This is a genomic window from Enterobacter sp. UPMP2060 (assembly GCF_053709655.1).
This window is the reverse complement of record NZ_JBSKJQ010000015.1, coordinates 1-22,242: the sequence shown is the minus strand read 5'-3', so window position 1 is coordinate 22,242 and position 22,242 is coordinate 1. Positions and strand designations below refer to the sequence as shown.

Here is a 22,242-nt window from a genome sequence, read left to right as displayed (position 1 = left end):
CGAATTTCACAAGGGGCACACCATGACAATCCGCAATCACACTCTCGGTTTCCCTCGCGTCGGCCTGCGTCGCGAGCTGAAAAAAGCACAAGAAAGCTACTGGGCGGGTAATGCCACCCGCGAAGAACTGCTGGCGGTAGGACGCGAGCTGCGCGCCCGCCACTGGGATCAGCAAAAACAGGCGGGCATTGACCTGCTGCCGGTGGGCGATTTCGCCTGGTACGACCATGTTCTGACGACCAGCCTGCTGCTTGGCAACGTGCCGGCTCGTCATCAGAACAAAGATGGATCGGTAGATATCGATACCCTGTTCCGCATCGGCCGTGGCCGCGCGCCGACGGGGGAGCCAGCGGCAGCGGCGGAAATGACCAAGTGGTTTAACACCAACTATCACTATATGGTGCCGGAGTTCGTCAAAGGCCAGCAGTTCAGGCTGACCTGGACGCAGCTTCTGGACGAAGTGGATGAAGCGCTGGCGCTGGGCCACCAGGTGAAGCCGGTGCTGCTCGGGCCGGTAACGTACCTGTGGCTGGGAAAAGTAAAGGGCGAGCCGTTTGACCGACTCAGCCTGCTGAAGGATATTCTGCCGGTCTACAAACAGGTGCTGAGTGAGCTGGGCAAACGCGGCATTCAGTGGGTGCAAATCGACGAACCGGCGCTGGTGCTTGAGCTGCCGCAGGATTGGCTCGATGCCTTAAAACCGGCGTATGACGCGCTCACCGGTCAGGTAAAACTCCTGCTGACGACCTATTTTGAAGGCGTGACGCCGAACCTGAAGACCATTACCGCGCTGCCGGTCCAGGGCCTGCACGTTGACCTCGTACACGGTAAAGATGATGTGGCGGAGCTGCACAAGCGTTTGCCAGCGGACTGGCTGCTCTCTGCCGGGCTGATCAACGGCCGTAACGTCTGGCGCGCCGATCTCACCGAGAAATACGCGCAAATCAAAGACATCGTCGGCAAACGTGAGCTGTGGGTGGCCTCGTCCTGTTCGCTGCTGCACAGCCCGATCGATCTGAGCGTGGAAACGCGTCTGGATGCCGAGGTGAAAAGCTGGTTTGCCTTCGCCCTGCAAAAATGTGAAGAGCTGACGCTGCTGCGCGACGCGCTGAACAGCGGCGACACGGCGGCGATTACCGAATGGAGCGCCCCGATCCAGGCGCGTCGTCACTCGGCGCGCGTGCACAACCCGGCGGTGGAAAAACGCCTGGCGGCCATCACCGCTCAGGACAGCCAGCGGCAGAGCCCTTACGAGGTGCGCGCCGAAGCGCAGCGCGCCCGCTTTAATCTGCCCGCGTGGCCGACCACCACAATTGGCTCTTTCCCGCAAACTACGGAGATACGCGGCCTGCGTCTGGACTTCAAGAAGGGCAATCTGGATGCGAATCACTATCGCACCGGCATCGCCGAACACATCAAGCAGGCGATTATCGAGCAGGAACGCCTGGGGCTGGACGTGCTGGTGCACGGCGAGGCCGAACGTAATGACATGGTGGAATACTTTGGCGAGCACCTGGACGGCTTTGTCTTTACCCAGAACGGCTGGGTGCAGAGCTACGGCTCCCGCTGCGTGAAGCCGCCGGTGGTTATCGGTGACGTCAGCCGCCCGGAAGCGATCACCGTGGAGTGGGCGAAGTATGCCCAGTCCCTGACCGACAAGCCGGTAAAAGGGATGCTCACCGGTCCGGTGACCATTCTCTGCTGGTCGTTCCCGCGTGAAGACGTGACTCGTGAAACCATCGCCAAACAGATCGCCCTGGCGCTGCGTGATGAGGTGGCGGATCTGGAAGCGGCAGGCATTGGCATTATTCAGATTGACGAACCGGCCCTGCGCGAAGGCTTGCCGCTGCGCCGCAGCGACTGGGATGCCTACCTGCAGTGGGGCGTGGAGGCGTTCCGCATCAACGCCGCGGTGGCGAAGGACGACACCCAGATCCACACCCACATGTGTTACTGCGAATTCAACGACATCATGGATTCGATTGCCGCGCTGGATGCCGATGTGATCACCATCGAGACCTCGCGTTCAGACATGGAGCTGCTGGAGTCGTTTGAAGAGTTCGACTACCCGAATGAAATCGGGCCGGGCGTGTACGACATTCACTCCCCGAACGTGCCGAGCGTGGAGTGGATTGAAGCCCTGCTGAAAAAAGCGGCCCAGCGCATTCCGGCAGAGCGCCTGTGGGTGAACCCGGACTGCGGACTGAAAACCCGCGGCTGGCCGGAGACGCGCGCGGCGCTGGCGAACATGGTGAAGGCGGCGCAGAACCTGCGTCAGGCTTGATGATGCGTAGGCCCGGTAAGGCATAGCCGCCACCGGGCTTTTTTTATTACGCTTTCTTACCGCCGTACTGGCTAAACCACGCCAGCATTCTCTGCCAGCCATCTTTGGCTGATTCTGCGTGATAGCTCGGACGATAATCGGCGTTAAACGCGTGCCCGGCATCCGGATACACCACGATCTCCGCCTTCGCATTGGCCGCACGGAGCGCATGGCGCATGGTCTCTACCGAATCCAGCGAAATACCGGTGTCCTGACCGCCGTAAAGCCCTAACACGGGGGCGTTTAGCTCCGTGGCGATATCGACGGGATGTTTCGGTGAATTCAGCGTTTTCTCACCCACCAGTTTGCCGTACCAGGCGACAGCGGCTTTGAGCTGCGGGTTATGCGCGGCATACAGCCAGCTAATGCGTCCACCCCAGCAGAAACCGGTGACCAGAAGACGATGCGGATCGCCGCCGTTGCGCGCCGCCCAGCTGGCGACGTGGTCGAGATCGGCCAGCACCTGCGCGTCCGGGACTTTACTGACCAGGTTGCTGAGCAGTGTTGGAATATCGCTGTAGTCGTTCGGATCGCCCTGACGGAAGTAGAGCTCTGGCGCAACGGCCAGATACCCTTCCAGCGCCAGTCGGCGGCAGAGGTCGCGAATGTGTTCGTGAACACCAAATATCTCCTGAATCACAATCACGATGGGCAGCGGACCGTCTGCCGATTTTGGCCGTGCGTGATAAGCAGGCATATTCTCCCCCTGCGAGGGAATGGAGGTCTCGCCCGCGGTAATTGCCGCTTCTGGCGTCGACACGATGGTTGAAGCATGTGGGGCCGCAGCAGGTGCAAAACCGGTTTTTTCAGTCATGGCATTCTCCGTACCAATGAGTTAGCGCAAAGGTAAATATAGACACCAGGTTAACAACTCACAGTGCCTTAAACGGTCTATCTTTTGTGCAGCACCTGGCGATATAACTTGTTAATGTGATGTGAATCACTTTTTTATGGAAATTCAATGTAATCATTTTCATTCATGGTGAGGTGTGTCACGAAAATATGCTTACTGCTTCTGTAAAGTACCGTTTTACTTCTTCTGACTAACCGACCCACAGAGGAGTCACCTATGTCTAAGTCTGATGTTTTTCATCTCGGCCTCACCAAAAACGATTTACAAGGGGCTACGCTCGCTATCGTCCCTGGCGATCCTGAGCGTGTGGAAAAGATCGCCGCGCTGATGGATAAGCCGGTCAAGCTGGCTGCCCATCGTGAGTTCACCACCTGGCGCGCAGAGCTGGATGGCAAAGCGGTGATCGTGTGCTCTACCGGTATTGGTGGTCCGTCTACGTCTATTGCTGTTGAAGAGCTGGCACAGCTGGGCATCCGTACTTTCCTGCGTATTGGTACCACTGGCGCTATCCAGCCGCACATCAACGTCGGCGACGTGCTGGTCACGACCGCGTCCGTTCGTCTGGACGGCGCAAGCCTACACTTTGCACCGATGGAATTCCCGGCAGTGGCTGATTTCGAATGCACCACCGCGCTGGTTGAAGCTGCGAAATCCGTGGGCGCAACCACCCACGTGGGCGTCACCGCCTCTTCCGACACCTTCTACCCGGGCCAGGAGCGTTACGACACCTTCTCAGGCCGCGTGGTAAGCCGTTTCAAAGGCTCAATGGAAGAGTGGCAGTCCATGGGCGTGATGAACTACGAAATGGAATCCGCAACGCTGCTGACCATGTGCGCAAGCCAGGGTCTGCGTGCCGGTATGGTGGCGGGCGTGATCGTCAACCGCACCCAGCAGGAGATCCCGAACGCCGAAACCATGAAGCAGACCGAAAGTCATGCAGTGAAAATCGTGGTGGAAGCAGCGCGTCGCCTGATCTAATCCTCTCTTCTGAAATCAAAGGCCGACGCGTTCGGCCTTTATTTTTTGCGTAGCGCCTCGCAGGAAAACCCTTTAAAACTGGACGTTTATACAGCACAATTCTATTTTGTGCGGGTAATACGTTGATGCAGGGGGCATTGTGGATATCTCGATCCTGATTTACGCGGTGATTGCGCTGGTGGGCTTAGGGATTGGCTGGCTGATTTCCAGCTACCAGCATGCGCAGCAGAAGGCCGACCAGTTGGCCGAGCGAGAAGAGATGGTCGCCGATTTAAGCGCGGCAAAACAGCAGCTTGCTTTGAGCGAACACTGGCGCGACGAGTGCGAACTGCTCAACAACGAGCTGCGTAACCTGCGAGACATTAACACCTCGCTGGAGGCCGATCTCCGCGAAGTCACTACCCGCCTTGAATCCACCCAGCTGCATGCGGAAGACAAAATCCGCCAGATGATCAACAGCGAGCAGCGCCTCAGCGAACAGTTTGAGAACCTCGCCAACCGAATTTTTGAGCACAGCAACCGCCGCGTTGACGAACAGAACCGCCAGAGCCTGAACAGCCTGCTGACGCCGCTGCGCGAACAGCTGGACGGTTTTCGTCGTCAGGTGCAGGACAGCTTTGGTCAGGAAGCCCGCGAGCGACACACGCTGGCGCATGAGATTCGCAATCTTCAGCAGCTGAATGCGCAAATGGCGCAGGAAGCGGTCAACCTGACCCGCGCGCTGAAAGGGGATAACAAAATCCAGGGCAACTGGGGAGAAGTGGTGCTGACCCGCGTGCTGGAGGCCTCTGGTCTGCGCGAAGGATACGAATACGAAACGCAGGTGAGTATCGAAAACGATGCCCGCTCTCGCATGCAGCCGGATGTGATTGTGCGGTTGCCGCAGGGTAAAGATGTGGTGATTGACGCCAAAATGACGCTGGTGGCGTATGAACGCTACTTTAATGCGGACGATGACTACACCCGCGAGTCTGCGCTGCAGGAGCACATTGCCTCCGTGCGTAATCATATTCGCCTGCTTGGCAGAAAAGACTACCAGCAGCTGCCGGGTCTGCGCTCGCTGGACTATGTCCTGATGTTCATCCCGGTAGAACCCGCGTTCCTGCTGGCACTCGACAGACAGCCTGAACTTATCACCGAAGCGCTCAAAAATAACATTATGCTGGTCAGCCCCACCACGCTGCTGGTGGCGTTACGCACCATTGCGAACCTGTGGCGCTATGAGCACCAAAGCCGCAACGCGCAGCAGATTGCCGATCGCGCCAGCAAGCTGTACGACAAAATGCGCCTCTTCGTGGACGACATGTCTTCAGTCGGTCAGAGCCTGGATCGTGCGCAGGATAACTACCGCCAGGCGATGAAAAAACTCGCCTCCGGACGCGGCAATCTGCTGGCACAGGCTGAATCATTCCGCAGCCTGGGGGTTGAGGTTAAACGCGAGATTAATCCGGAATTGGTCGAACAGGCCACCGCCCAGGACGACGAATTTCGCCTGCGAGAAGGTTCTGATGAACAAAATACAAACAGTGAAGACAACACGTTAGCGGCGGATTTGTCACCAGACGAGACTCCAGCGCGTTTCATTCGCGGTGGTTGAAACGTAGGGCAAACGCGCCCAATCTGTTACACTTCACGAACATTTTACTGATAAGCAGGCTCTGAGATGGCTGACGATTCACAAGACACAACGCACTTTGGCTTTCAGACTGTCGCCAAAGCGCAGAAAGCTGACATGGTGGCCCACGTATTTCATTCCGTGGCGGCGAAGTACGATGTGATGAATGACCTGATGTCGTTCGGCATTCATCGCTTGTGGAAGCGCTTCACCATTGACTGCAGCGGCGTACGTCGTGGACAAACGGTGCTGGATTTAGCCGGTGGCACGGGCGATTTAACCGCGAAATTCTCCCGTCTGGTGGGCGAAACCGGTCGCGTAGTTCTCGCCGATATTAATGACTCCATGCTGAAAATGGGACGCGAAAAGCTGCGTAACATCGGCGTGGTGGGGAATGTGGAGTATGTACAGGCAAATGCTGAAGCGCTGCCATTCCCGGACAATACCTTTGACTGCATCACGATCTCTTTCGGTCTGCGTAACGTGACCGATAAAGAAAAAGCGCTGCGCTCCATGTACCGCGTGCTGAAGCCGGGTGGACGTCTGCTGGTGCTCGAGTTCTCTAAACCGATCATTGAGCCGCTGAGCAAAGCCTACGACGCCTATTCCTTCCACGTGCTGCCGCGTATTGGTGAGCTGGTGGCTAACGACGCTGAAAGCTACCGCTATCTGGCGGAATCTATCCGTATGCACCCGGATCAGGACACATTAAAAGCCATGATGCAGGACGCGGAATTTGAGAACGTTGAATATTTCAACCTGACGGCGGGTGTCGTCGCGCTGCATCGCGGTTACAAATTCTGAGTGGAGGTGTCCCGTGCCCTTTAAACCCTTAGTCTCCGCAGGCATCGAGAATGTACTGAACGCTTTTCTGTATCGCGCCCCTGCGCTGAAAGCTGCACGTCAGCGGCTTAACGGAAAGGTATTACGTATTGTTTTAAAAGAGTTCTCGACGCCGCTTGTGCTGGTATTCAGCGAACGCCAGCTTGACGTTCTGGGGGCGTGGGAAGGTGAAGCCGACTGCTCGGTCATCACGCACATGAGCGTGCTGCCAAAACTGCGCGATCGCCAGCAATTAACGGCGCTTATCCGCAGCGGTGAGCTGGAAGTGGAAGGCGACATTCAGGTCGTGCAGAACTTCGTTGCGCTCACCGATCTGGCGGAGTTCGACCCGGCAGAGCTGCTCGCGCCTTTTACCGGCGACATTGCCGCCGAAGGCATCGGGAAAATCCTTCATGGTGGCGCCTCCTTTGCGCGTAAAAACCTTCAGCGCCAGCAACGCTATGCGGCGGAAGTGCTGACTGAGGAGTGGCGAATGGCGCCCGGGCCACTGGAAGTTGCATGGTTTGCGGAAGAGACCGCTGCTGTTGAACGTGCGGTTGATGCGTTAACCAAACGGCTGGAAAAACTGGAGGGCAAATGACGCCTGGTGAAATTCGGCGCCTCTATTTTATTATTCGCACCTTTTTGAGCTACGGGCTCGACGAGCTTATCCCCAAAATGCGTATCACGCTGCCGCTTCGTATCTGGCGGCGGATGCTCTTCTGGATGCCCAATCGCCATAAAGGTCAACCGCTGGGTGAGCGTCTGCGCCTGGCGCTGCAGGAGCTCGGCCCGGTTTGGATTAAATTCGGACAGATGCTGTCGACCCGCCGCGATCTCTTCCCGCCTCTGATTGCCGATGAGCTTGCGATGCTGCAGGATCGCGTCGCACCGTTTGACGGCGCGCGCGCGAAAAAGCAAATTGAAGAGGCGATGGGTAATGTCCCCGTCGAGACATGGTTTGACGATTTCGATATTAAGCCACTGGCATCGGCCTCTATCGCGCAGGTGCACACCGCGCGTCTGAAAGAAAACGGCAAAGAAGTCGTTATTAAAGTCATTCGTCCGGACATCCTGCCAGTCATCAAAGCGGACATGAAGCTGATTTATCGACTGGCGCGCTGGGTGCCACGCTTGCTGCCGGACGGGCGTCGCCTTCGTCCACTGGAAGTGGTGCGGGAATATGAAAAAACGCTGATTGATGAGCTTAACCTGCTGCGTGAATCGGCGAATGCCATTCAGCTGCGTCGCAACTTTGAAAACAGCCCGATGCTCTATGTACCTGAAGTCTATTCTGACTACTGCAGCCAGAACATGATGGTGATGGAGCGTATCTACGGTATTCCGGTTTCGGATGTGGTCGCCCTGGAGAAACAGGGAACGAACATGAAGCTCCTGGCCGAACGTGGCGTACAGGTCTTCTTTACCCAGGTGTTCCGCGACAGCTTTTTCCATGCGGACATGCATCCGGGCAATATCTTCGTGAGCTACGAACATCCTGAGGATCCGAAGTATATCGGTATCGACTGCGGGATTGTGGGGTCGCTGAACAAAGAAGATAAACGGTATCTGGCTGAGAACTTCATCGCGTTTTTCAACCGCGACTACCGTAAGGTGGCCGAGCTGCACGTCGATTCCGGCTGGGTGCCGCCGGACACCAACGTCGAAGAGTTCGAGTTCGCGATCCGGACCGTTTGTGAACCGATTTTTGAAAAACCGCTGGCGGAAATTTCCTTCGGGCATGTGCTGTTAAACCTGTTCAACACGGCTCGCCGCTTTAATATGGAAGTTCAGCCACAGCTAGTTTTACTCCAGAAAACATTACTTTACGTTGAGGGTGTAGGCCGACAGCTCTATCCTCAGTTAGACTTGTGGAAGACCGCGAAACCTTTCCTTGAATCCTGGATTAAGGATCAGGTTGGCATTCCGGCGCTGGTGCGCTCGCTGAAAGAGAAAGGCCCGTTCTGGATAGAAAAAATGCCTGAAATTCCTGAACTGGTTTATGACAGTTTGCGTCAGAGCAAGAACCTTCAGCACAGCATGGATAAAATCGCCCGCGAACTTCAGTCCAGCCGTGTTCGCCAGGGACAGTCACGCTATCTCTTTGGGATTGGCGCAACGCTGCTGCTGAGCGGTACGCTGCTGCTGATCAACCGTCCGGACTGGCAGATGATGCCCGCCTGGCTGATGGCTGGCGGGGTGGTAGTCTGGCTAGCAGGCTGGCGAAAAACGCGCTGAGCGTGCGTCGCTATCGACGGGTCGCATACGTATAATGCGGCCTGACTCATTAATCATCTATCCCTGAGGAACATGTATGGGTGGTATCAGTATCTGGCAATTGTTGATCATTGCCGTCATCGTCGTGCTGCTGTTTGGCACCAAAAAGCTCGGTTCTATTGGTTCCGATCTGGGCGCGTCTATCAAAGGCTTCAAGAAAGCGATGAGCGATGATGAGAGCAAGCAGGATAAAACCAGCCAGGACGCTGACTTTACTGCTAAATCCATCGCCGACAAGCAAGAAGAAGCCAAAAAGGAAGACGCTAAACGCCACGATAAAGAGCAGGTGTAAGTCGTGTTCGACATTGGTTTTAGTGAGCTCCTGCTGGTCTTTGTGATTGGCCTGATTGTGCTGGGGCCGCAGCGTCTGCCGGTGGCAGTGAAAACCGTTGCGGGCTGGGTTCGTGCGCTGAGATCTCTGGCATCGACCGTTCAGAATGAACTGGCGCAGGAGCTTAAGCTGCAGGAATTTCAGGAAAGCCTGAAAAAGGTCGAGAAGGCGAGCATGGATAACCTGACGCCGGAACTGAAAGCGTCAATGGATGAGCTGCGCGAAGCGGCAGAATCGATGAAGCGCTCCTATAGCGTTAACGATCCTGAAAAAGCGAGCGATGAAGCGAACACCATCCATAACCCGGTGGTGAAGGGCAGCGAGGAGCAGCGCGAGGGCGTAACGCCTGCCAGCGCTGAACATCAGGCTGCCGCGCCAGAACAGACGCCTCAGGAAACCGAAGTGAAAAAACAGGCGCAGCCGGAAGAGTCGGTAGCAAAAACGGCGGAAGTGAAGCCCGCTGCGTCCGTTTCCGAATCATCCCCCTCGTCGAGTGATAAAGCGTAAACATGGCAGTAGATGATACTCAACCGCTGATTACGCACCTCATTGAGCTGCGTAAGCGCCTGTTAAACTGCATTATTGCGGTTTTACTCATATTCCTGTGCCTGGTCTATTTTGCCAACGATATCTATCAGGTGGTCTCTGCGCCGCTGATCAAGCAGATGCCGCTGGGCGCAACGATGATTGCAACAGACGTTGCTTCGCCGTTCTTTACCCCCATCAAGCTCACCTTCTGGGTGTCGTTGATTGCTTCTGCACCTGTCATTCTTTACCAGGTGTGGGCGTTTGTGGCGCCCGCGCTGTATAAGCATGAACGCAAGCTGGTGATCCCGCTGCTGGTGTCCAGCTCGCTGCTGTTCTATATCGGCATGGCGTTTGCCTATTTCGTTGTCTTCCCGCTGGCCTTCGGCTTCCTGACGCATACTGCGCCGGAAGGGGTCCAGGTGTCGACGGATATCGCCAGCTACCTCAGCTTTGTGATGGCGCTGTTTATGGCGTTTGGCGTGGCATTCGAAGTGCCGGTGGCTATTGTGCTGCTCTGCTGGGTAGGAGTAACGACCCCGGATGACCTGCGTAAGAAGCGTCCGTATATCCTTGTGGGCGCTTTTGTTGTCGGCATGCTTCTGACACCGCCGGATGTGTTCTCGCAGACGCTGCTGGCCATACCGATGTACTGTCTGTTTGAGGTCGGCGTTTTCTTCTCGCGTTTCTACGTGGGTAAAGGACGTCGAGCGGATGACGAAGACGATACGTCCGACAAGACCACTGAAGAGTAAAACCAGCCGCCCGTCAGGGCGGTTGTTATATGGGGATTTGCATGTTTGATATCGGACTCAACCTGACCAGCTCGCAGTTTGCGAAAGACCGTGATGAGGTGGTTGCGCGCGCGTTTGCCGCCGGGGTGAAAGGACTGCTGCTGACGGGCACCAACCTGCATGAGAGCGAGCAGGCGCAGCAGCTGGCGCAACGTTACGATCGCTGTTGGTCTACTGCTGGCTTGCATCCTCACGACAGCAGCCAGTGGACCGCAGAAAGTGGCGACACCCTGTACAGGCTGGCAAAGACGCCAGACGTTGTGGCGATCGGCGAATGCGGTCTCGATTTCAACCGTAACTTTTCCACGCCTGAAGAGCAGGAAAAGGCGTTTACTGCCCAGCTTGCGCTGGCGGCAGAGCTTGGAATGCCCGTGTTTATGCACTGCCGCGACGCGCATGAGCGTTTCCTGGCACTTCTGGATCCGTGGCTGGAGAAACTGCCCGGCGCGGTATTGCACTGCTTCACCGGTTCACGGCAGGAAGCGCTGGATTGCCTGGCGCGAGGGCTTTATCTGGGTATTACCGGCTGGGTGTGCGATGAGCGTCGCGGGCTTGAACTTCGTGAGCTATTGCCGGTAATCCCGGCTGACCGGCTGCTCCTCGAAACCGATGCGCCTTATCTGCTACCGCGCGATATGAAACCCAAACCGGCATCTCGGCGAAATGAGCCCGCGTATCTGGGGCACATTGTTGAGAGCGTCGCGAAGTGGCGCGGAGAGGATCCGCACTGGCTTTCGGCGCAGACGGATGACAACGTGCGTAATCTGTTCGGGATAAACGTTTAAAGCTTGCGGAAGTCGGTGTTTTTAACGCTCTGCAGCACCTGCTTGTTCAGCAGATTGAGCAACAGCATAGAGCGCGCTTCCCCGTCTGGCTCGGCAAAAATCGCCTGCAGGCCTTCGAAAGCGCCTTCGGTAATCACGACGCTATCGCCGCTGTAAGGGGTTTCGGGGTCGGTGATCCCTTCAGGTTGTTGATAAATTGACAGCTGATGAATGACCGTCGACGGAACCGTTGCCGGGTGGGCACCAAAACGAACGAAGTGGCTGACACCGCGCGTTGCGCTGATGGTGGTGGTGTGGATGACTTCCGGGTCGAACTCCACAAACAGGTAGTTCGGGAACAACGGCTCACTGACGGTTGTGCGCTTCCCGCGCTGCATTTTTTCAAGCGTGATCACGGGTGTCAGGCAATTTACAGACTGACGTTCAAGATGTTCCTGCGCGCGCTGAAGTTGCCCGCGTTTGCAATACAGTAAATACCAGGCCTGCATAATCACTCTTTCCCTTAGTTCGGGGCGCAAGCATATCAAAACCCTGGCGGGATCGCTAAGTTGATTATAATGGGGGAAAATGGAACAGAACGCATAAGTTCACGCTTATTTAACAAAATTACAGCATCAAGCAGGCTTACGCCGTATAATGAAGCGCTTACAGAGAGGCCATGATTAACTGCATGAAATACCACGATCTCCGCGACTTCCTGACGCTGCTGGAAAAGCAGGGTGAACTCAAACGTATTACACTTCCTGTCGATCCTTATCTGGAGATGACAGAAATTGCTGACCGCACCCTGCGTGCCGGTGGCCCCGCATTACTGTTTGAAAATCCGAAAGGTTACTCCATGCCGGTGCTGTGCAACCTGTTTGGTACACCGCGTCGTGTTGCACTGGGAATGGGGCAGGAAGACGTATCTGCGCTGCGTGAAGTCGGTAAACTGCTGGCGTTTCTGAAAGAGCCGGAGCCACCGAAAGGCTTCCGCGATCTGTTCGACAAGCTGCCGCAGTTTAAGCAGGTGCTGAACATGCCCACCAAACGCCTGCGCGGTGCGCCGTGCCAGCAGAAAGTGCTGGAAGGCGATGCGGTAGATCTGACTAAAATCCCCATCATGCAGTGCTGGCCTGAAGATGCCGCTCCGCTTATCACCTGGGGGCTGACCGTTACGCGCGGCCCGCATAAAGAGCGGCAAAACCTCGGTATTTACCGCCAGCAGTTGATTGGCAAGAATAAACTCATCATGCGCTGGCTGTCGCATCGCGGCGGCGCGCTGGATTTCCAGGAGTGGTGCGCTGCGCATCCGGGGGAGCGTTTCCCGGTGTCTGTCGCCTTAGGCGCCGATCCGGCCACCATTCTGGGAGCCGTCACGCCGGTGCCGGATACGCTCTCTGAATATGCGTTTGCAGGCCTGCTGCGCGGAACGAAAACCGAAGTCGTGAAGTGTATCTCTAACGATCTCGAAGTTCCGGCCAGTGCGGAAATTGTGCTGGAAGGTTACCTTGAGCAGGGTGAAATGGCGCCAGAAGGCCCTTACGGCGACCACACCGGCTATTACAACGAAGTGGATAACTTCCCGGTGTTTACCGTGACGCACATTACGCAGCGTGAAGATGCGATTTATCACTCCACGTATACCGGACGTCCACCGGATGAACCGGCGGTGCTGGGCGTGGCGCTGAATGAAGTGTTTGTGCCGATCCTGCAAAAGCAGTTCCCGGAAATTGTTGATTTTTATCTGCCGCCTGAAGGATGCTCGTATCGCATGGCGGTGGTCACGATGAAGAAGCAGTATCCTGGTCATGCTAAACGCGTGATGATGGGCGTATGGTCTTTCCTGCGCCAGTTTATGTATACCAAATTTGTTATTGTCTGCGATGATGACGTTAACGCCCGCGACTGGAATGACGTAATCTGGGCCATTACCACGCGAATGGACCCGGCGCGCGATACGGTGTTAGTCGAAAATACGCCGATAGATTACCTGGATTTTGCCTCGCCGGTTTCCGGCCTTGGCTCAAAGATGGGACTGGATGCCACAAATAAATGGCCTGGCGAAACCGACCGTGAATGGGGTCGCCCGATCAAAAAAGATCCTGCAGTGACCGCGCGAATTGACGCGATCTGGGACGAGCTGGCCATAATGAATAACGGTAAACCCTGAGCTGACCGTTAAGCCCTATAGACTTCCCGACAGAGAGAGCGAATGACAACCTTAAGCTGTAAAGTGACCTCGGTAGATGCCATCACCGACACCGTATATCGCGTCCGTTTAGTGCCAGAAGCGCCATTCTCTTTCCGCGCGGGTCAGTACCTGATGGTTGTGATGGATGAGCGTGATAAGCGTCCTTTCTCTATGGCCTCAACGCCAGCGGAGCAGGAATTTATTGAGCTTCATATTGGTGCGTCAGAGCTTAACCTGTATGCGATGGCGGTGATGGATCGGATCCTGAAGGAACGTGAAATCGTGGTGGATATTCCGCACGGCGATGCGTGGCTGCGCGATGACGAAGACCGTCCGCTGATCCTGATCGCTGGCGGTACGGGCTTCTCTTATGTGCGCTCTATTCTGTTGACCGCCCTGGCGCGTAATCCAGACCGTGACATCACCATTTACTGGGGTGGCCGCGAAGAGAAACATCTGTACGACCTGTCTGAGCTGGAAGCGCTGAGCGTAACCCATCCTAACCTGCGCATTGAGCCGGTGGTTGAGCAGCCGGAAGAGGGCTGGCGTGGTCGCAGCGGGACGGTGCTGACGGCGGTGCTGCAGGATCACGGCACGCTGGCAGGGCACGATATCTACATTGCTGGCCGTTTTGAGATGGCGAAAATTGCCCGCGACCTGTTCTGCAACGAACGTGACGCTCGTGAAGACCGCCTGTTTGGCGATGCGTTTGCCTTCATTTAAATAAAAAACCCGCCCCTGACAGGCGGGAAGAACGGCAACTAAACTCTTTCTCTTCGCCAATGACGCCATAACTGCGTTGGCTGCGCTCGTTCACCCGAATCACTTACTTGAGTAAGCTCATCGGGATTCGCTCGCTTGCCGCCTTGTTCTGACGCCATTGGCTTTGAGATACTTTTCCTGATTTACACTCTCTCAAACACCGTCGCGATACCCTGACCCAGCCCGATACACATCGTTGCCAGACCAAACTGGGCATCTTTGCGTTCCATCAGGTTGATAAGCGTCGTGCTGATACGCGCCCCGGAGCAGCCCAGCGGGTGGCCGAGGGCGATCGCGCCGCCGTTGAGGTTAATCTTCTCGTCGATCTGCTCCATCAGCCCCAGATCTTTAATGCACGGCAGGATCTGCGCGGCGAACGCTTCGTTCATTTCAAACAGGTCGATGTCGCTGGCGGTTAATCCCGCTTTTTTCAGCGCCAGCTTCGAGGCCGGAACCGGGCCGTAACCCATGATTGAAGGATCGCAGCCCACGACCGCCATCGAACGTACCCGTGCGCGAGGCGTTAAGCCCAGCTCGCGGGCGCGACTTTCGCTCATCACCAGCATCGCGGCGGCACCGTCTGACAGCGCCGACGAAGTACCTGCCGTTACCGTACCGGTGACCGGATCAAACGCAGGGCGCAGGGTAGAAAGCGCTTCTACGGTGGTTTCCGGGCGGATGACTTCGTCGTAGCTGAACTGCTTCAGTATGCCGTCAGCGTCGTGGCCGCCGGTCGGGATGATCTCATTCTTAAAGGCACCGGACTGCGTCGCCGCCCATGCGCGAGCGTGAGAGCGCGCGGCAAAGGCATCCTGCATTTCACGGCTAATGCCGTGCAGACGAGAGAGCATCTCGGCAGTCAGACCCATCATCCCCGCGGCTTTCGCCACGTTACGGCTCATGCCAGGATGAAAATCGACCCCGTGGCTCATCGGCACGTGACCCATGTGCTCGACGCCGCCCACCAGGCAGGCCTGCGCATCACCGGTCATGATCATCCGCGCCGCGTCGTGCAGCGCCTGCATTGACGAACCGCACAGGCGGTTGACGGTGACGGCCGGAACCGAATGCGGGATCTCCGCCAGCAGCGACGCGTTACGGGCGATGTTGAAACCTTGCTCCAGGGTCTGCTGCACGCAGCCCCAGTAGATATCGTCCAGCGCAGCAGGATCCAGCGCCGGGTTACGCGCCAGCAGGCTACGCATCAGATGCGCGGAGAGGTCTTCCGCACGCACGTTACGGAATGCACCGCCTTTTGAACGGCCCATCGGGGTGCGAATCGCATCAACAATGACAACCTTTTCCATTGTGACTCCTTAAGCCGTTTTCAGCTCGCCAACCGGACGGGCTGGCTCAACTGCTGGATAGTAGGGTTCGTTATGGCGCGCTTTGTTACGCAGCCCTTCCGGCACCTCATAAAGCGGGCCGAGGTGCTGATACTGCTGAGCCATATCGAGATAGCGAGCGCTGCCGAGCGTGTCCAGCCAGCGGAACGCGCCGCCGTGGAACGGAGGGAAGCCCAGGCCGTACACCAGCGCCATATCGGCTTCTGCCGGGCTGGCGATGATACCTTCTTCAAGGCAACGCACCACTTCGTTGATCATCGGGATCATCATGCGGGCGATGATCTCATCGTCGGTGAAGTCGCGTTTCGGCTGGCTTACATCGGCCAGCAGGCCGTCCACCACGGCATCTTCTTCTTTCTTCGGTTTGCCTTTGCTGTCTTCTTTATAGCGCCAGAAGCCCAGGCCGTTTTTCTGGCCGAAGCGGTTAGCATCGAACAGAGCGTCAATGGCGTCGCGATAATCTTTCTGCATACGCTGCGGGAAGCCTGCCGCCATCACCGCCTGAGCGTGGTGAGCGGTATCAATCCCGACCACGTCCAGCAGATACGCCGGGCCCATCGGCCAGCCGAACTGTTTCTCCATCACTTTGTCGATTTTGCGGAAGTCCGCACCGTCGCGCAGCAGCTGGCTGAAACCGGCGAAGTAAGGGAACAGCACGCGGTTGACGAAGAAGCCCGGGCAGTCGTTAACAACGATCGGCGTTTTGCCCATCTTGCTGGCCCATGCCACCACTTTAGCGATGGTTTCGTCAGAGGTTTTTTCCCCGCGGATCACTTCGACCAGCGGCATACGGTGTACCGGGTTGAAGAAGTGCATCCCGCAGAAGTTTTCCGGACGCTTCAGCACGCTCGCCAGTTCGCTGATTGGAATGGTGGAGGTGTTAGAGGCCAGCACGGTCTCAGGACGAACCCTGTCTTCCGTTTCTGCCAGCACCGCTTTTTTGACTTTCGGGTTCTCGACGACGGCTTCGACTACTATGTCCACGCGGTCGAAACCGCTGTATTCCAGCACGGGCTGAATGGTGGAGATCACGCCTGCAAGCTTCAGCCCGTCAATTTTTCCGCGCTCCAGCTGTTTATTCAGCAGCTTGGCCGCTTCGGTCATGCCCAGCGTCAGGGATTTCTCGCTGATGTCTTTCATCACTACCGGCACGCCTTTCCAGGCCGACTGGTAAGCGATGCCGCCACCCATAATGCCGGCGCCGAGTACCGCCGCATGTTTTGGCGTCTCAACGTTTTTGGTCAGCTGCTTGGCTTTACCCTTCACGAACTGATCGTTGAGGAAGATACCGACCAGCGCGCGAGCTTCATTGGTGTGCGCCAGCGGGACAAAGCTCTGATTTTCGAGCTTCAGCGCGTCATCGCGTCCGAGACGAGCAGCCGCTTCAATGGTTTTCACCGCCGTGATCGGCGCCGGGTAGTGTTTACCCGCCGTCTGCATCACCATGCCTTTAGCGATGGTGAAGCTCATGGTGGCTTCAATCTTGCTGAGTTTTAACGGTTCCAGCTTCGGCTGGCGTTTGGCTTTCCAGTCGAGATCGCCGTTAATGGCCTGACGCAGAATGGCGAGTGCGCCTTCAACCAGTTTCTCTGGCTTCACGACGCCGTCGACCAGGCCGATTTTCTGCGCCTGTTCTGCGCCGACATCTTTACCTGCGGCAATGATCTCCAGCGCGCTGTCGGCGCCCAGCATGCGCGGCATACGCACGGAGCCGCCAAAGCCCGGCATGATGCCCAGCCTGGTTTCCGGCAGGCCGATGCGCAGGTCCGGCGTCGCCAGACGGTAGTCGGTCGCGAGTACGCATTCGCAGCCGCCGCCCAGCGCATAGCCGTTAACGGCGGAAATGGTCGGGACAGGCAGATCTTCCAGACGATTAAAGACGCTGTTGGCAAAGTGCAGCCACTGGCTCAGCTGTTCTTCCGGGACCAGGAACAGCGAAAGAAACTCGGTGATATCGGCACCGACAATAAAGGCCGCTTTGTTCGAACGCAGCAGCAGCCCTTTTAATTCAGGTTGTTTTTCAAGAACATCCAGCGCCTGGCCAAGACTGGCCACCGTCGCGGTATCAAGCTTGTTCACTGAGCCGGGAGCATCGAACACCAGTTCGGCAATGCCATCTTCCAGCCAGTTGAGGTACAGGGTGTCGCCTTTGTAGAGCATGTCAGTCTCCTGAATCCAGCAATTGGATCTGGTCATACCAGATGAATCGGAGTGTGGGATTTATGTTAATAAAATGCAAATTACTCATTAAGAAAATGCTGCGTTGATCACGGTCGGTGGAAATCACGCAGCCGGAGTGAGGTGTGCTAAGATGCGATGACTTGAGGTCAAAAAAACGAAAGGAAGAATGATGGACTCACTGGCTTCGCTTTATAAAAATCATATCGTTACCCTACAGGAACGTACCCGCGATGTACTGGCCCGCTTTAAGCTGGATGCGCTGCTGATCCACTCCGGCGAGCTGATGAATACCTTTCTGGATGACCACGCTTATCCGTTTAAGGTGAACCCGCAGTTTAAAGCCTGGGTGCCGGTGACTCAGGTTCCAAATTGCTGGCTGCTGGTGGATGGCGTGAACAAGCCGAAACTGTGGTTCTACCTGCCGGTCGATTACTGGCACAACGTAGAACCGCTGCCGACCTCTTTCTGGACGGAAGAGATTGATGTGATTGCACTGCCGAAAGCGGACGGCATTGGCAGCCAGCTGCCTGCCGCGCGGGGCAACATCGCCTATATTGGCCCTGTTCCGGAGCGCGCGCTGGGTCTGGATATTCCGGCAGACAAACTCAATCCGAAAGGCGTGCTGGATTACCTGCACTATTACCGCGCGTATAAAACCGACTACGAACTTTACTGCATGCGTGAAGCGCAAAAAACGGCGGTGAATGGCCACCGTGCCGCGCACGAAGCGTTCCAGTCGGGGATGAGCGAGTTCGACATCAATCAGGCCTATCTGACCGCGACAGGCCACCGTGATACCGACGTGCCGTACAGCAATATCGTCGCGCTGAATGAGCACGCGTCCGTGCTTCACTACACCAAGCTGGATCACCACGTACCGTCGGAGATGCGCAGCTTCCTGCTTGACGCAGGCGCCGAGTACAACGGTTACGCGGCCGACCTGACCCGTACCTGGGCGGCGAATGCGGATACCGATTTCGCGCAGCTGATTAAAGACGTAAACGATGAACAGCTGGCGCTGATTGGCACCATGAAGGCGGGAACCAGCTATGTGGATTACCACATCCAGTTCCATCAGCGTATCGCAAAACTGCTGCGTAAACATCAGATTGTGAAAGACATGAGCGAAGAGGCGATGGTCGAGAACGATCTGACCGGGCCATTCATGCCGCACGGTATCGGCCACCCGCTGGGCCTGCAGGTTCACGACGTTGCGGGCTTTATGCAGGATGACACCGGCACGCACCTGGCGGCACCGTCTAAATATCCTTACCTGCGCTGCACCCGTATTCTGGAGCCGCGTATGGTGTTGACGATTGAACCGGGGATCTACTTTATCGAATCCCTGCTGGCACCGTGGCGTGAAGGCCAGTTCAGCAAACACTTCAACTGGGAAAAAATTGACGCGCTGAAGCCGTTTGGCGGTATTCGCATCGAAGATAACGTTGTGGTTCACGAAAACGGTATTGAGAACATGACGCGAGACCTGAAGCTGGCCTGATGGAAAGCTGGCTGATACCGGCTGAACCGGTCACCTTTGTTGAGGAAATCAAGAAAAGCCGCTTTATTACGCTGCTGGCGCATACCGACGGCGTAGAGGCGGCAAAGGCGTTTGTCGAATCCGTTCGGGCTGAGCATCCTGACGCGCGTCATCACTGCGTGGCGTGGGTGGCAGGGCCGCCGGACGATTCGCAACAGCTGGGGTTTTCCGATGACGGTGAACCGGCGGGCACGGCCGGTAAACCCATGCTTTCGCAGCTGATGGGCAGCGGCGTGGGTGAAATTACCGCCGTGGTGGTGCGCTACTACGGCGGCATCCTGTTAGGCACGGGTGGGCTGGTAAAAGCCTATGGCGGCGGAGTTCAGCAGGCACTGAATATGCTCACAACTACCCGCAAAACGCCGCTCACCGAATATACTTTGTTGTGCGATTACGCTCAGCTATCGGGCATTGAAACGCTGCTCAAACAGTTTAACGGCGTCATCGCGCACAGTGATTACCAGGCAATGGTGCAATTACGCGTGGCGCTTCCGCAGGCGGAACTGGCTGCTTTTTCAGCAAAACTGGCTGATTTTAGTCGTGGTTCGTTGCAATTGCTGCCGATTGAAGAATAATCCCCACCTCACTTTTTTGAATACCAAAGGAAGCGGCAGAGATGCATTTTCGTGCCATAACCCGAATCGTTGGACTGCTGGTCATACTCTTTTCCGGGACGATGATTCTCCCAGGACTGGTGGCGCTTATCTACCGGGACGGCGCGGGGCGGGCATTTACCCAGACCTTCTTTGTCGCGCTGGCGATCGGCTCGCTGCTGTGGTGGCCAAACCGTCGTCAGAAAGGTGAGCTGAAATCTCGCGAAGGATTTCTGATTGTGGTCCTGTTCTGGACGGTGCTGGGGAGCGTCGGTTCGCTGCCCTTCATCTTCTCTGAACAGCCTAATCTGAGCATCACGGATGCCTTTTTTGAATCCTTCTCCGGTTTAACGACCACCGGGGCGACGACGCTGGTGGGGCTGGATTCCCTCCCGCACGCCATTCTCTTTTATCGTCAAATGCTGCAGTGGTTCGGGGGGATGGGGATCATCGTCCTGGCAGTGGCTATTCTTCCTATTCTGGGCGTTGGCGGCATGCAGCTTTATCGCGCCGAAATGCCCGGGCCGCTGAAAGATAACAAGATGCGCCCGCGTATTGCCGAGACGGCGAAAACTCTCTGGCTTATCTATGTCTTGCTGACGGTAGCCTGTGCGCTGGCGCTATGGTTTGCCGGGATGCCCGCTTTCGACGCCATCGGACACAGCTTTGCGACGATCGCGATCGGTGGATTCTCCACTCACGACGCCAGCGTCGGCTACTTCGACAGCCCTACGATTAACACTATTATTGCCATTTTCCTGCTGATTTCAGGCTGTAACTATGGCCTGCACTTCTCTTTACTGAGCGGGCGCAGCCTGAAAGTGTACTGGCGTGACCCTGAGTTCCGCATGTTCATTGGCGTCCAGCTTACGCTGGTGATCATCTGTACCCTGGTGCTGTGGTTCCATGATGTCTACAACTCCGCGCTGACCACGCTAAATCAGGCGTTCTTCCAGGTGGTATCGATGGCAACGACCGCCGGGTTTACCACGGACAGCATCGCGCGCTGGCCGCTGTTCCTGCCGGTGCTGCTGTTATGCTCGGCATTTATCGGGGGCTGTGCGGGTTCTACGGGCGGTGGCCTGAAGGTGATTCGTATTCTGCTGCTGTTTAAGCAGGGGAACCGTGAGCTGAAGCGTCTGGTCCACCCGAACGCGGTTTACAGCATCAAACTCGGGAACCGCGCGCTGCCGGAACGTATCCTCGAAGCGGTGTGGGGATTCTTCTCGGCGTATGCGCTGGTGTTTATCGTCAGTATGCTGGCGATTATCGCGACGGGGGTGGATGATTTCTCAGCCTTTGCGTCCGTCGTAGCGACATTGAATAACCTCGGGCCCGGCCTGGGCGTTGTGGCGGATAACTTTGCCAGCATGAACCCGGTCGCGAAATGGATCCTCATCGCCAATATGCTGTTTGGTCGTCTTGAGGTCTTTACGCTGTTGGTGCTGTTCACCCCTACATTCTGGCGCGAGTAAGGAGCCGTTGATGAAAACATTGATTCTTTTCTCTACGCGAGACGGACAAACGCGTGAGATTGCCGCGTATCTGGCATCGGAATTAAAAGAGCTGGGTATTTACTCTGATGTGGTGAACCTGAACCGTGCGGAGCAGATTGCCTGGCAGGAGTACGATCGCGTGGTAATTGGCGCGTCAATTCGTTACGGGCATTTCCATCCGGCGCTGGATCGCTTTGTGAAAAAGCACACGGCGGTGCTCAACAAATTGCCTGGTGCGTTTTACTCGGTCAACCTGGTCGCACGTAAAGCCGAGAAGCGTACGCCGCAGACCAATAGCTACACGCGCAAGTTTTTACTCAGCTCGCCGTGGCAGCCAGACCTGTGCGCCGTCTTTGCCGGCGCGCTGCGTTACCCTCGCTACCGCTGGTATGACCGCTTTATGATCCGCCTCATTATGAAGATGACGGGGGGTGAAACCGATACGCGTAAAGAAGTGGTTTATACCGACTGGTCGCAGGTGGCCAGTTTTGCGCGGGAAATCGCACATTTAACGGGCGATTCGCGACATAAATAAGCGTTAAGTTTGAAAAGTGAGCGAACGAAAAGTTTTTTGTATTTTATGCTTGTCACGTCGGAATAACTCCCTATAATGCGCCTCCACTGACACGGAACAACGGCACACACGCCGCCGGGTCAGCAGAGAAAAGCGAAATTAATCACTTGACTCTGAAGCGGGAAAGCGTAATATGCACACCCCGCGCCGCTGCGAAAAGCGAAGCGGCACTGCTCTTTAACAATTTATCAGACAATCTGTGTGGGCACTCAAAGTGACATGGATTCTTAACGTCGTAAGACGAAAAATGAATACCAAGTCTCTGAGTGAACAT

At 56.3% G+C, this 22,242-nt stretch carries 20 protein-coding genes; 16 read left to right on the top strand and 4 right to left on the bottom strand.

Going from position 1 to position 22,242, the window contains the following annotated elements; genetic code table 11:
* Positions 1–22 precede the first annotated feature (22 nt).
* Complete coding sequence (metE, locus tag ACWKXN_RS20575; RefSeq protein WP_454544275.1) at positions 23–2,284, top strand: 5-methyltetrahydropteroyltriglutamate--homocysteine S-methyltransferase; 2,262 nt, start codon at positions 23–25, stop codon at positions 2,282–2,284.
* Positions 2,285–2,330: 46 nt separating this feature from the next.
* On the opposite strand, the gene ACWKXN_RS20570 is transcribed toward metE, so the two are convergent.
* Positions 2,331–3,137: a dienelactone hydrolase family protein gene (locus ACWKXN_RS20570; RefSeq protein ID WP_023333795.1), complete on the bottom strand. Its 807-nt coding sequence runs from the start codon at positions 3,135–3,137 to the stop codon at positions 2,331–2,333.
* Between the two features lie 255 nt (positions 3,138–3,392).
* On the opposite strand from ACWKXN_RS20570, the gene udp reads away from it, so the two are divergent.
* From udp to tatD, 9 genes are all read left to right on the top strand, one after another.
* Positions 3,393–4,154 carry a uridine phosphorylase gene (udp, locus tag ACWKXN_RS20565; RefSeq protein WP_003860792.1) on the top strand — a complete coding sequence of 254 codons (762 nt, stop codon included), beginning with the start codon at positions 3,393–3,395 and terminating at the stop codon, positions 4,152–4,154.
* 139 nt (positions 4,155–4,293) lie between these two features.
* Positions 4,294–5,751, top strand: a complete 1,458-nt coding sequence (gene rmuC, locus ACWKXN_RS20560; RefSeq protein WP_454544274.1) for a DNA recombination protein RmuC — start codon at positions 4,294–4,296, stop codon at positions 5,749–5,751.
* A 66-nt stretch (positions 5,752–5,817) separates the two neighbouring features.
* Positions 5,818–6,573, top strand: a complete 756-nt coding sequence (ubiE, locus tag ACWKXN_RS20555) for a bifunctional demethylmenaquinone methyltransferase/2-methoxy-6-polyprenyl-1,4-benzoquinol methylase UbiE (protein WP_023309612.1) — start codon at positions 5,818–5,820, stop codon at positions 6,571–6,573.
* A gap of 13 nt (positions 6,574–6,586) precedes the next feature.
* On the top strand, positions 6,587–7,192 hold the full coding sequence (ubiJ, locus tag ACWKXN_RS20550; protein WP_454544273.1) for a ubiquinone biosynthesis protein UbiJ: 606 nt from the start codon (positions 6,587–6,589) through the stop codon (positions 7,190–7,192).
* A complete protein-coding gene (gene ubiB / locus ACWKXN_RS20545; protein ID WP_029741825.1) occupies positions 7,189–8,829 on the top strand; it encodes a ubiquinone biosynthesis regulatory protein kinase UbiB in 1,641 nt (546 codons plus the stop codon). The genes ubiJ and ubiB overlap by 4 nt, the downstream gene beginning before the upstream one ends.
* 76 nt (positions 8,830–8,905) lie before the next feature.
* A complete protein-coding gene (gene tatA / locus ACWKXN_RS20540; protein WP_024908000.1) occupies positions 8,906–9,160 on the top strand; it encodes a Sec-independent protein translocase subunit TatA in 255 nt (84 codons plus the stop codon).
* Between the two features lie 3 nt (positions 9,161–9,163).
* Positions 9,164–9,706, top strand: coding sequence for a Sec-independent protein translocase protein TatB (gene tatB, locus ACWKXN_RS20535; RefSeq protein WP_048980574.1), 543 nt, complete (start codon positions 9,164–9,166; stop codon positions 9,704–9,706).
* Positions 9,707–9,708: 2 nt separating this feature from the next.
* On the top strand, positions 9,709–10,479 hold the full coding sequence (gene tatC / locus ACWKXN_RS20530) for a Sec-independent protein translocase subunit TatC (RefSeq protein WP_023309607.1): 771 nt from the start codon (positions 9,709–9,711) through the stop codon (positions 10,477–10,479).
* 41 nt (positions 10,480–10,520) lie between these two features.
* Complete coding sequence (tatD, locus tag ACWKXN_RS20525) at positions 10,521–11,303, top strand: 3'-5' ssDNA/RNA exonuclease TatD (protein ID WP_454544272.1); 783 nt, start codon at positions 10,521–10,523, stop codon at positions 11,301–11,303.
* Here the strand turns inward: tatD and rfaH are convergent.
* Positions 11,300–11,791 (bottom strand): transcription/translation regulatory transformer protein RfaH, encoded by a 492-nt coding sequence (gene rfaH, locus ACWKXN_RS20520; protein ID WP_033146887.1) that lies wholly within the window; start codon positions 11,789–11,791, stop codon positions 11,300–11,302. The two genes, tatD and rfaH, sit on opposite strands and share 4 nt — an antisense overlap.
* Positions 11,792–11,964: 173 nt before the next feature.
* On the opposite strand from rfaH, the gene ubiD reads away from it, so the two are divergent.
* Both ubiD and fre read left to right on the top strand, forming a co-directional pair.
* Positions 11,965–13,455 (top strand): 4-hydroxy-3-polyprenylbenzoate decarboxylase, encoded by a 1,491-nt coding sequence (gene ubiD, locus ACWKXN_RS20515; RefSeq protein WP_161496003.1) that lies wholly within the window; start codon positions 11,965–11,967, stop codon positions 13,453–13,455.
* Between the two features lie 42 nt (positions 13,456–13,497).
* Positions 13,498–14,199 (top strand): NAD(P)H-flavin reductase, encoded by a 702-nt coding sequence (fre, locus tag ACWKXN_RS20510; protein WP_008501516.1) that lies wholly within the window; start codon positions 13,498–13,500, stop codon positions 14,197–14,199.
* Positions 14,200–14,381: 182 nt separating this feature from the next.
* On the opposite strand, the gene fadA is transcribed toward fre, so the two are convergent.
* Positions 14,382–15,545 (bottom strand): acetyl-CoA C-acyltransferase FadA, encoded by a 1,164-nt coding sequence (gene fadA, locus ACWKXN_RS20505; protein WP_454544271.1) that lies wholly within the window; start codon positions 15,543–15,545, stop codon positions 14,382–14,384.
* 9 nt (positions 15,546–15,554) lie between these two features.
* On the bottom strand, positions 15,555–17,744 hold the full coding sequence (gene fadB, locus ACWKXN_RS20500; RefSeq protein ID WP_048980578.1) for a fatty acid oxidation complex subunit alpha FadB: 2,190 nt from the start codon (positions 17,742–17,744) through the stop codon (positions 15,555–15,557).
* A 190-nt stretch (positions 17,745–17,934) separates the two neighbouring features.
* Between fadB and pepQ the strand changes: the two genes are divergently transcribed.
* From pepQ to hemG, 4 genes are read left to right on the top strand one after another with little or no spacing between them, the layout of a single operon-like run.
* Complete coding sequence (gene pepQ / locus ACWKXN_RS20495; protein WP_033146884.1) at positions 17,935–19,266, top strand: Xaa-Pro dipeptidase; 1,332 nt, start codon at positions 17,935–17,937, stop codon at positions 19,264–19,266.
* Positions 19,266–19,880, top strand: a complete 615-nt coding sequence (locus tag ACWKXN_RS20490; protein ID WP_064673075.1) for an IMPACT family protein — start codon at positions 19,266–19,268, stop codon at positions 19,878–19,880. The genes pepQ and ACWKXN_RS20490 overlap by 1 nt, the downstream gene beginning before the upstream one ends.
* A 41-nt stretch (positions 19,881–19,921) precedes the next feature.
* The gene (trkH, locus tag ACWKXN_RS20485) at positions 19,922–21,373 is read left to right on the top strand and encodes a Trk system potassium transporter TrkH (protein ID WP_023309600.1); all 1,452 of its coding nucleotides are present in this window, start codon (positions 19,922–19,924) and stop codon (positions 21,371–21,373) included.
* Positions 21,374–21,383: 10 nt separating this feature from the next.
* Positions 21,384–21,929 (top strand): menaquinone-dependent protoporphyrinogen IX dehydrogenase, encoded by a 546-nt coding sequence (gene hemG / locus ACWKXN_RS20480; protein WP_029739672.1) that lies wholly within the window; start codon positions 21,384–21,386, stop codon positions 21,927–21,929.
* The last annotated feature ends 313 nt before the right edge of the window (positions 21,930–22,242 follow it).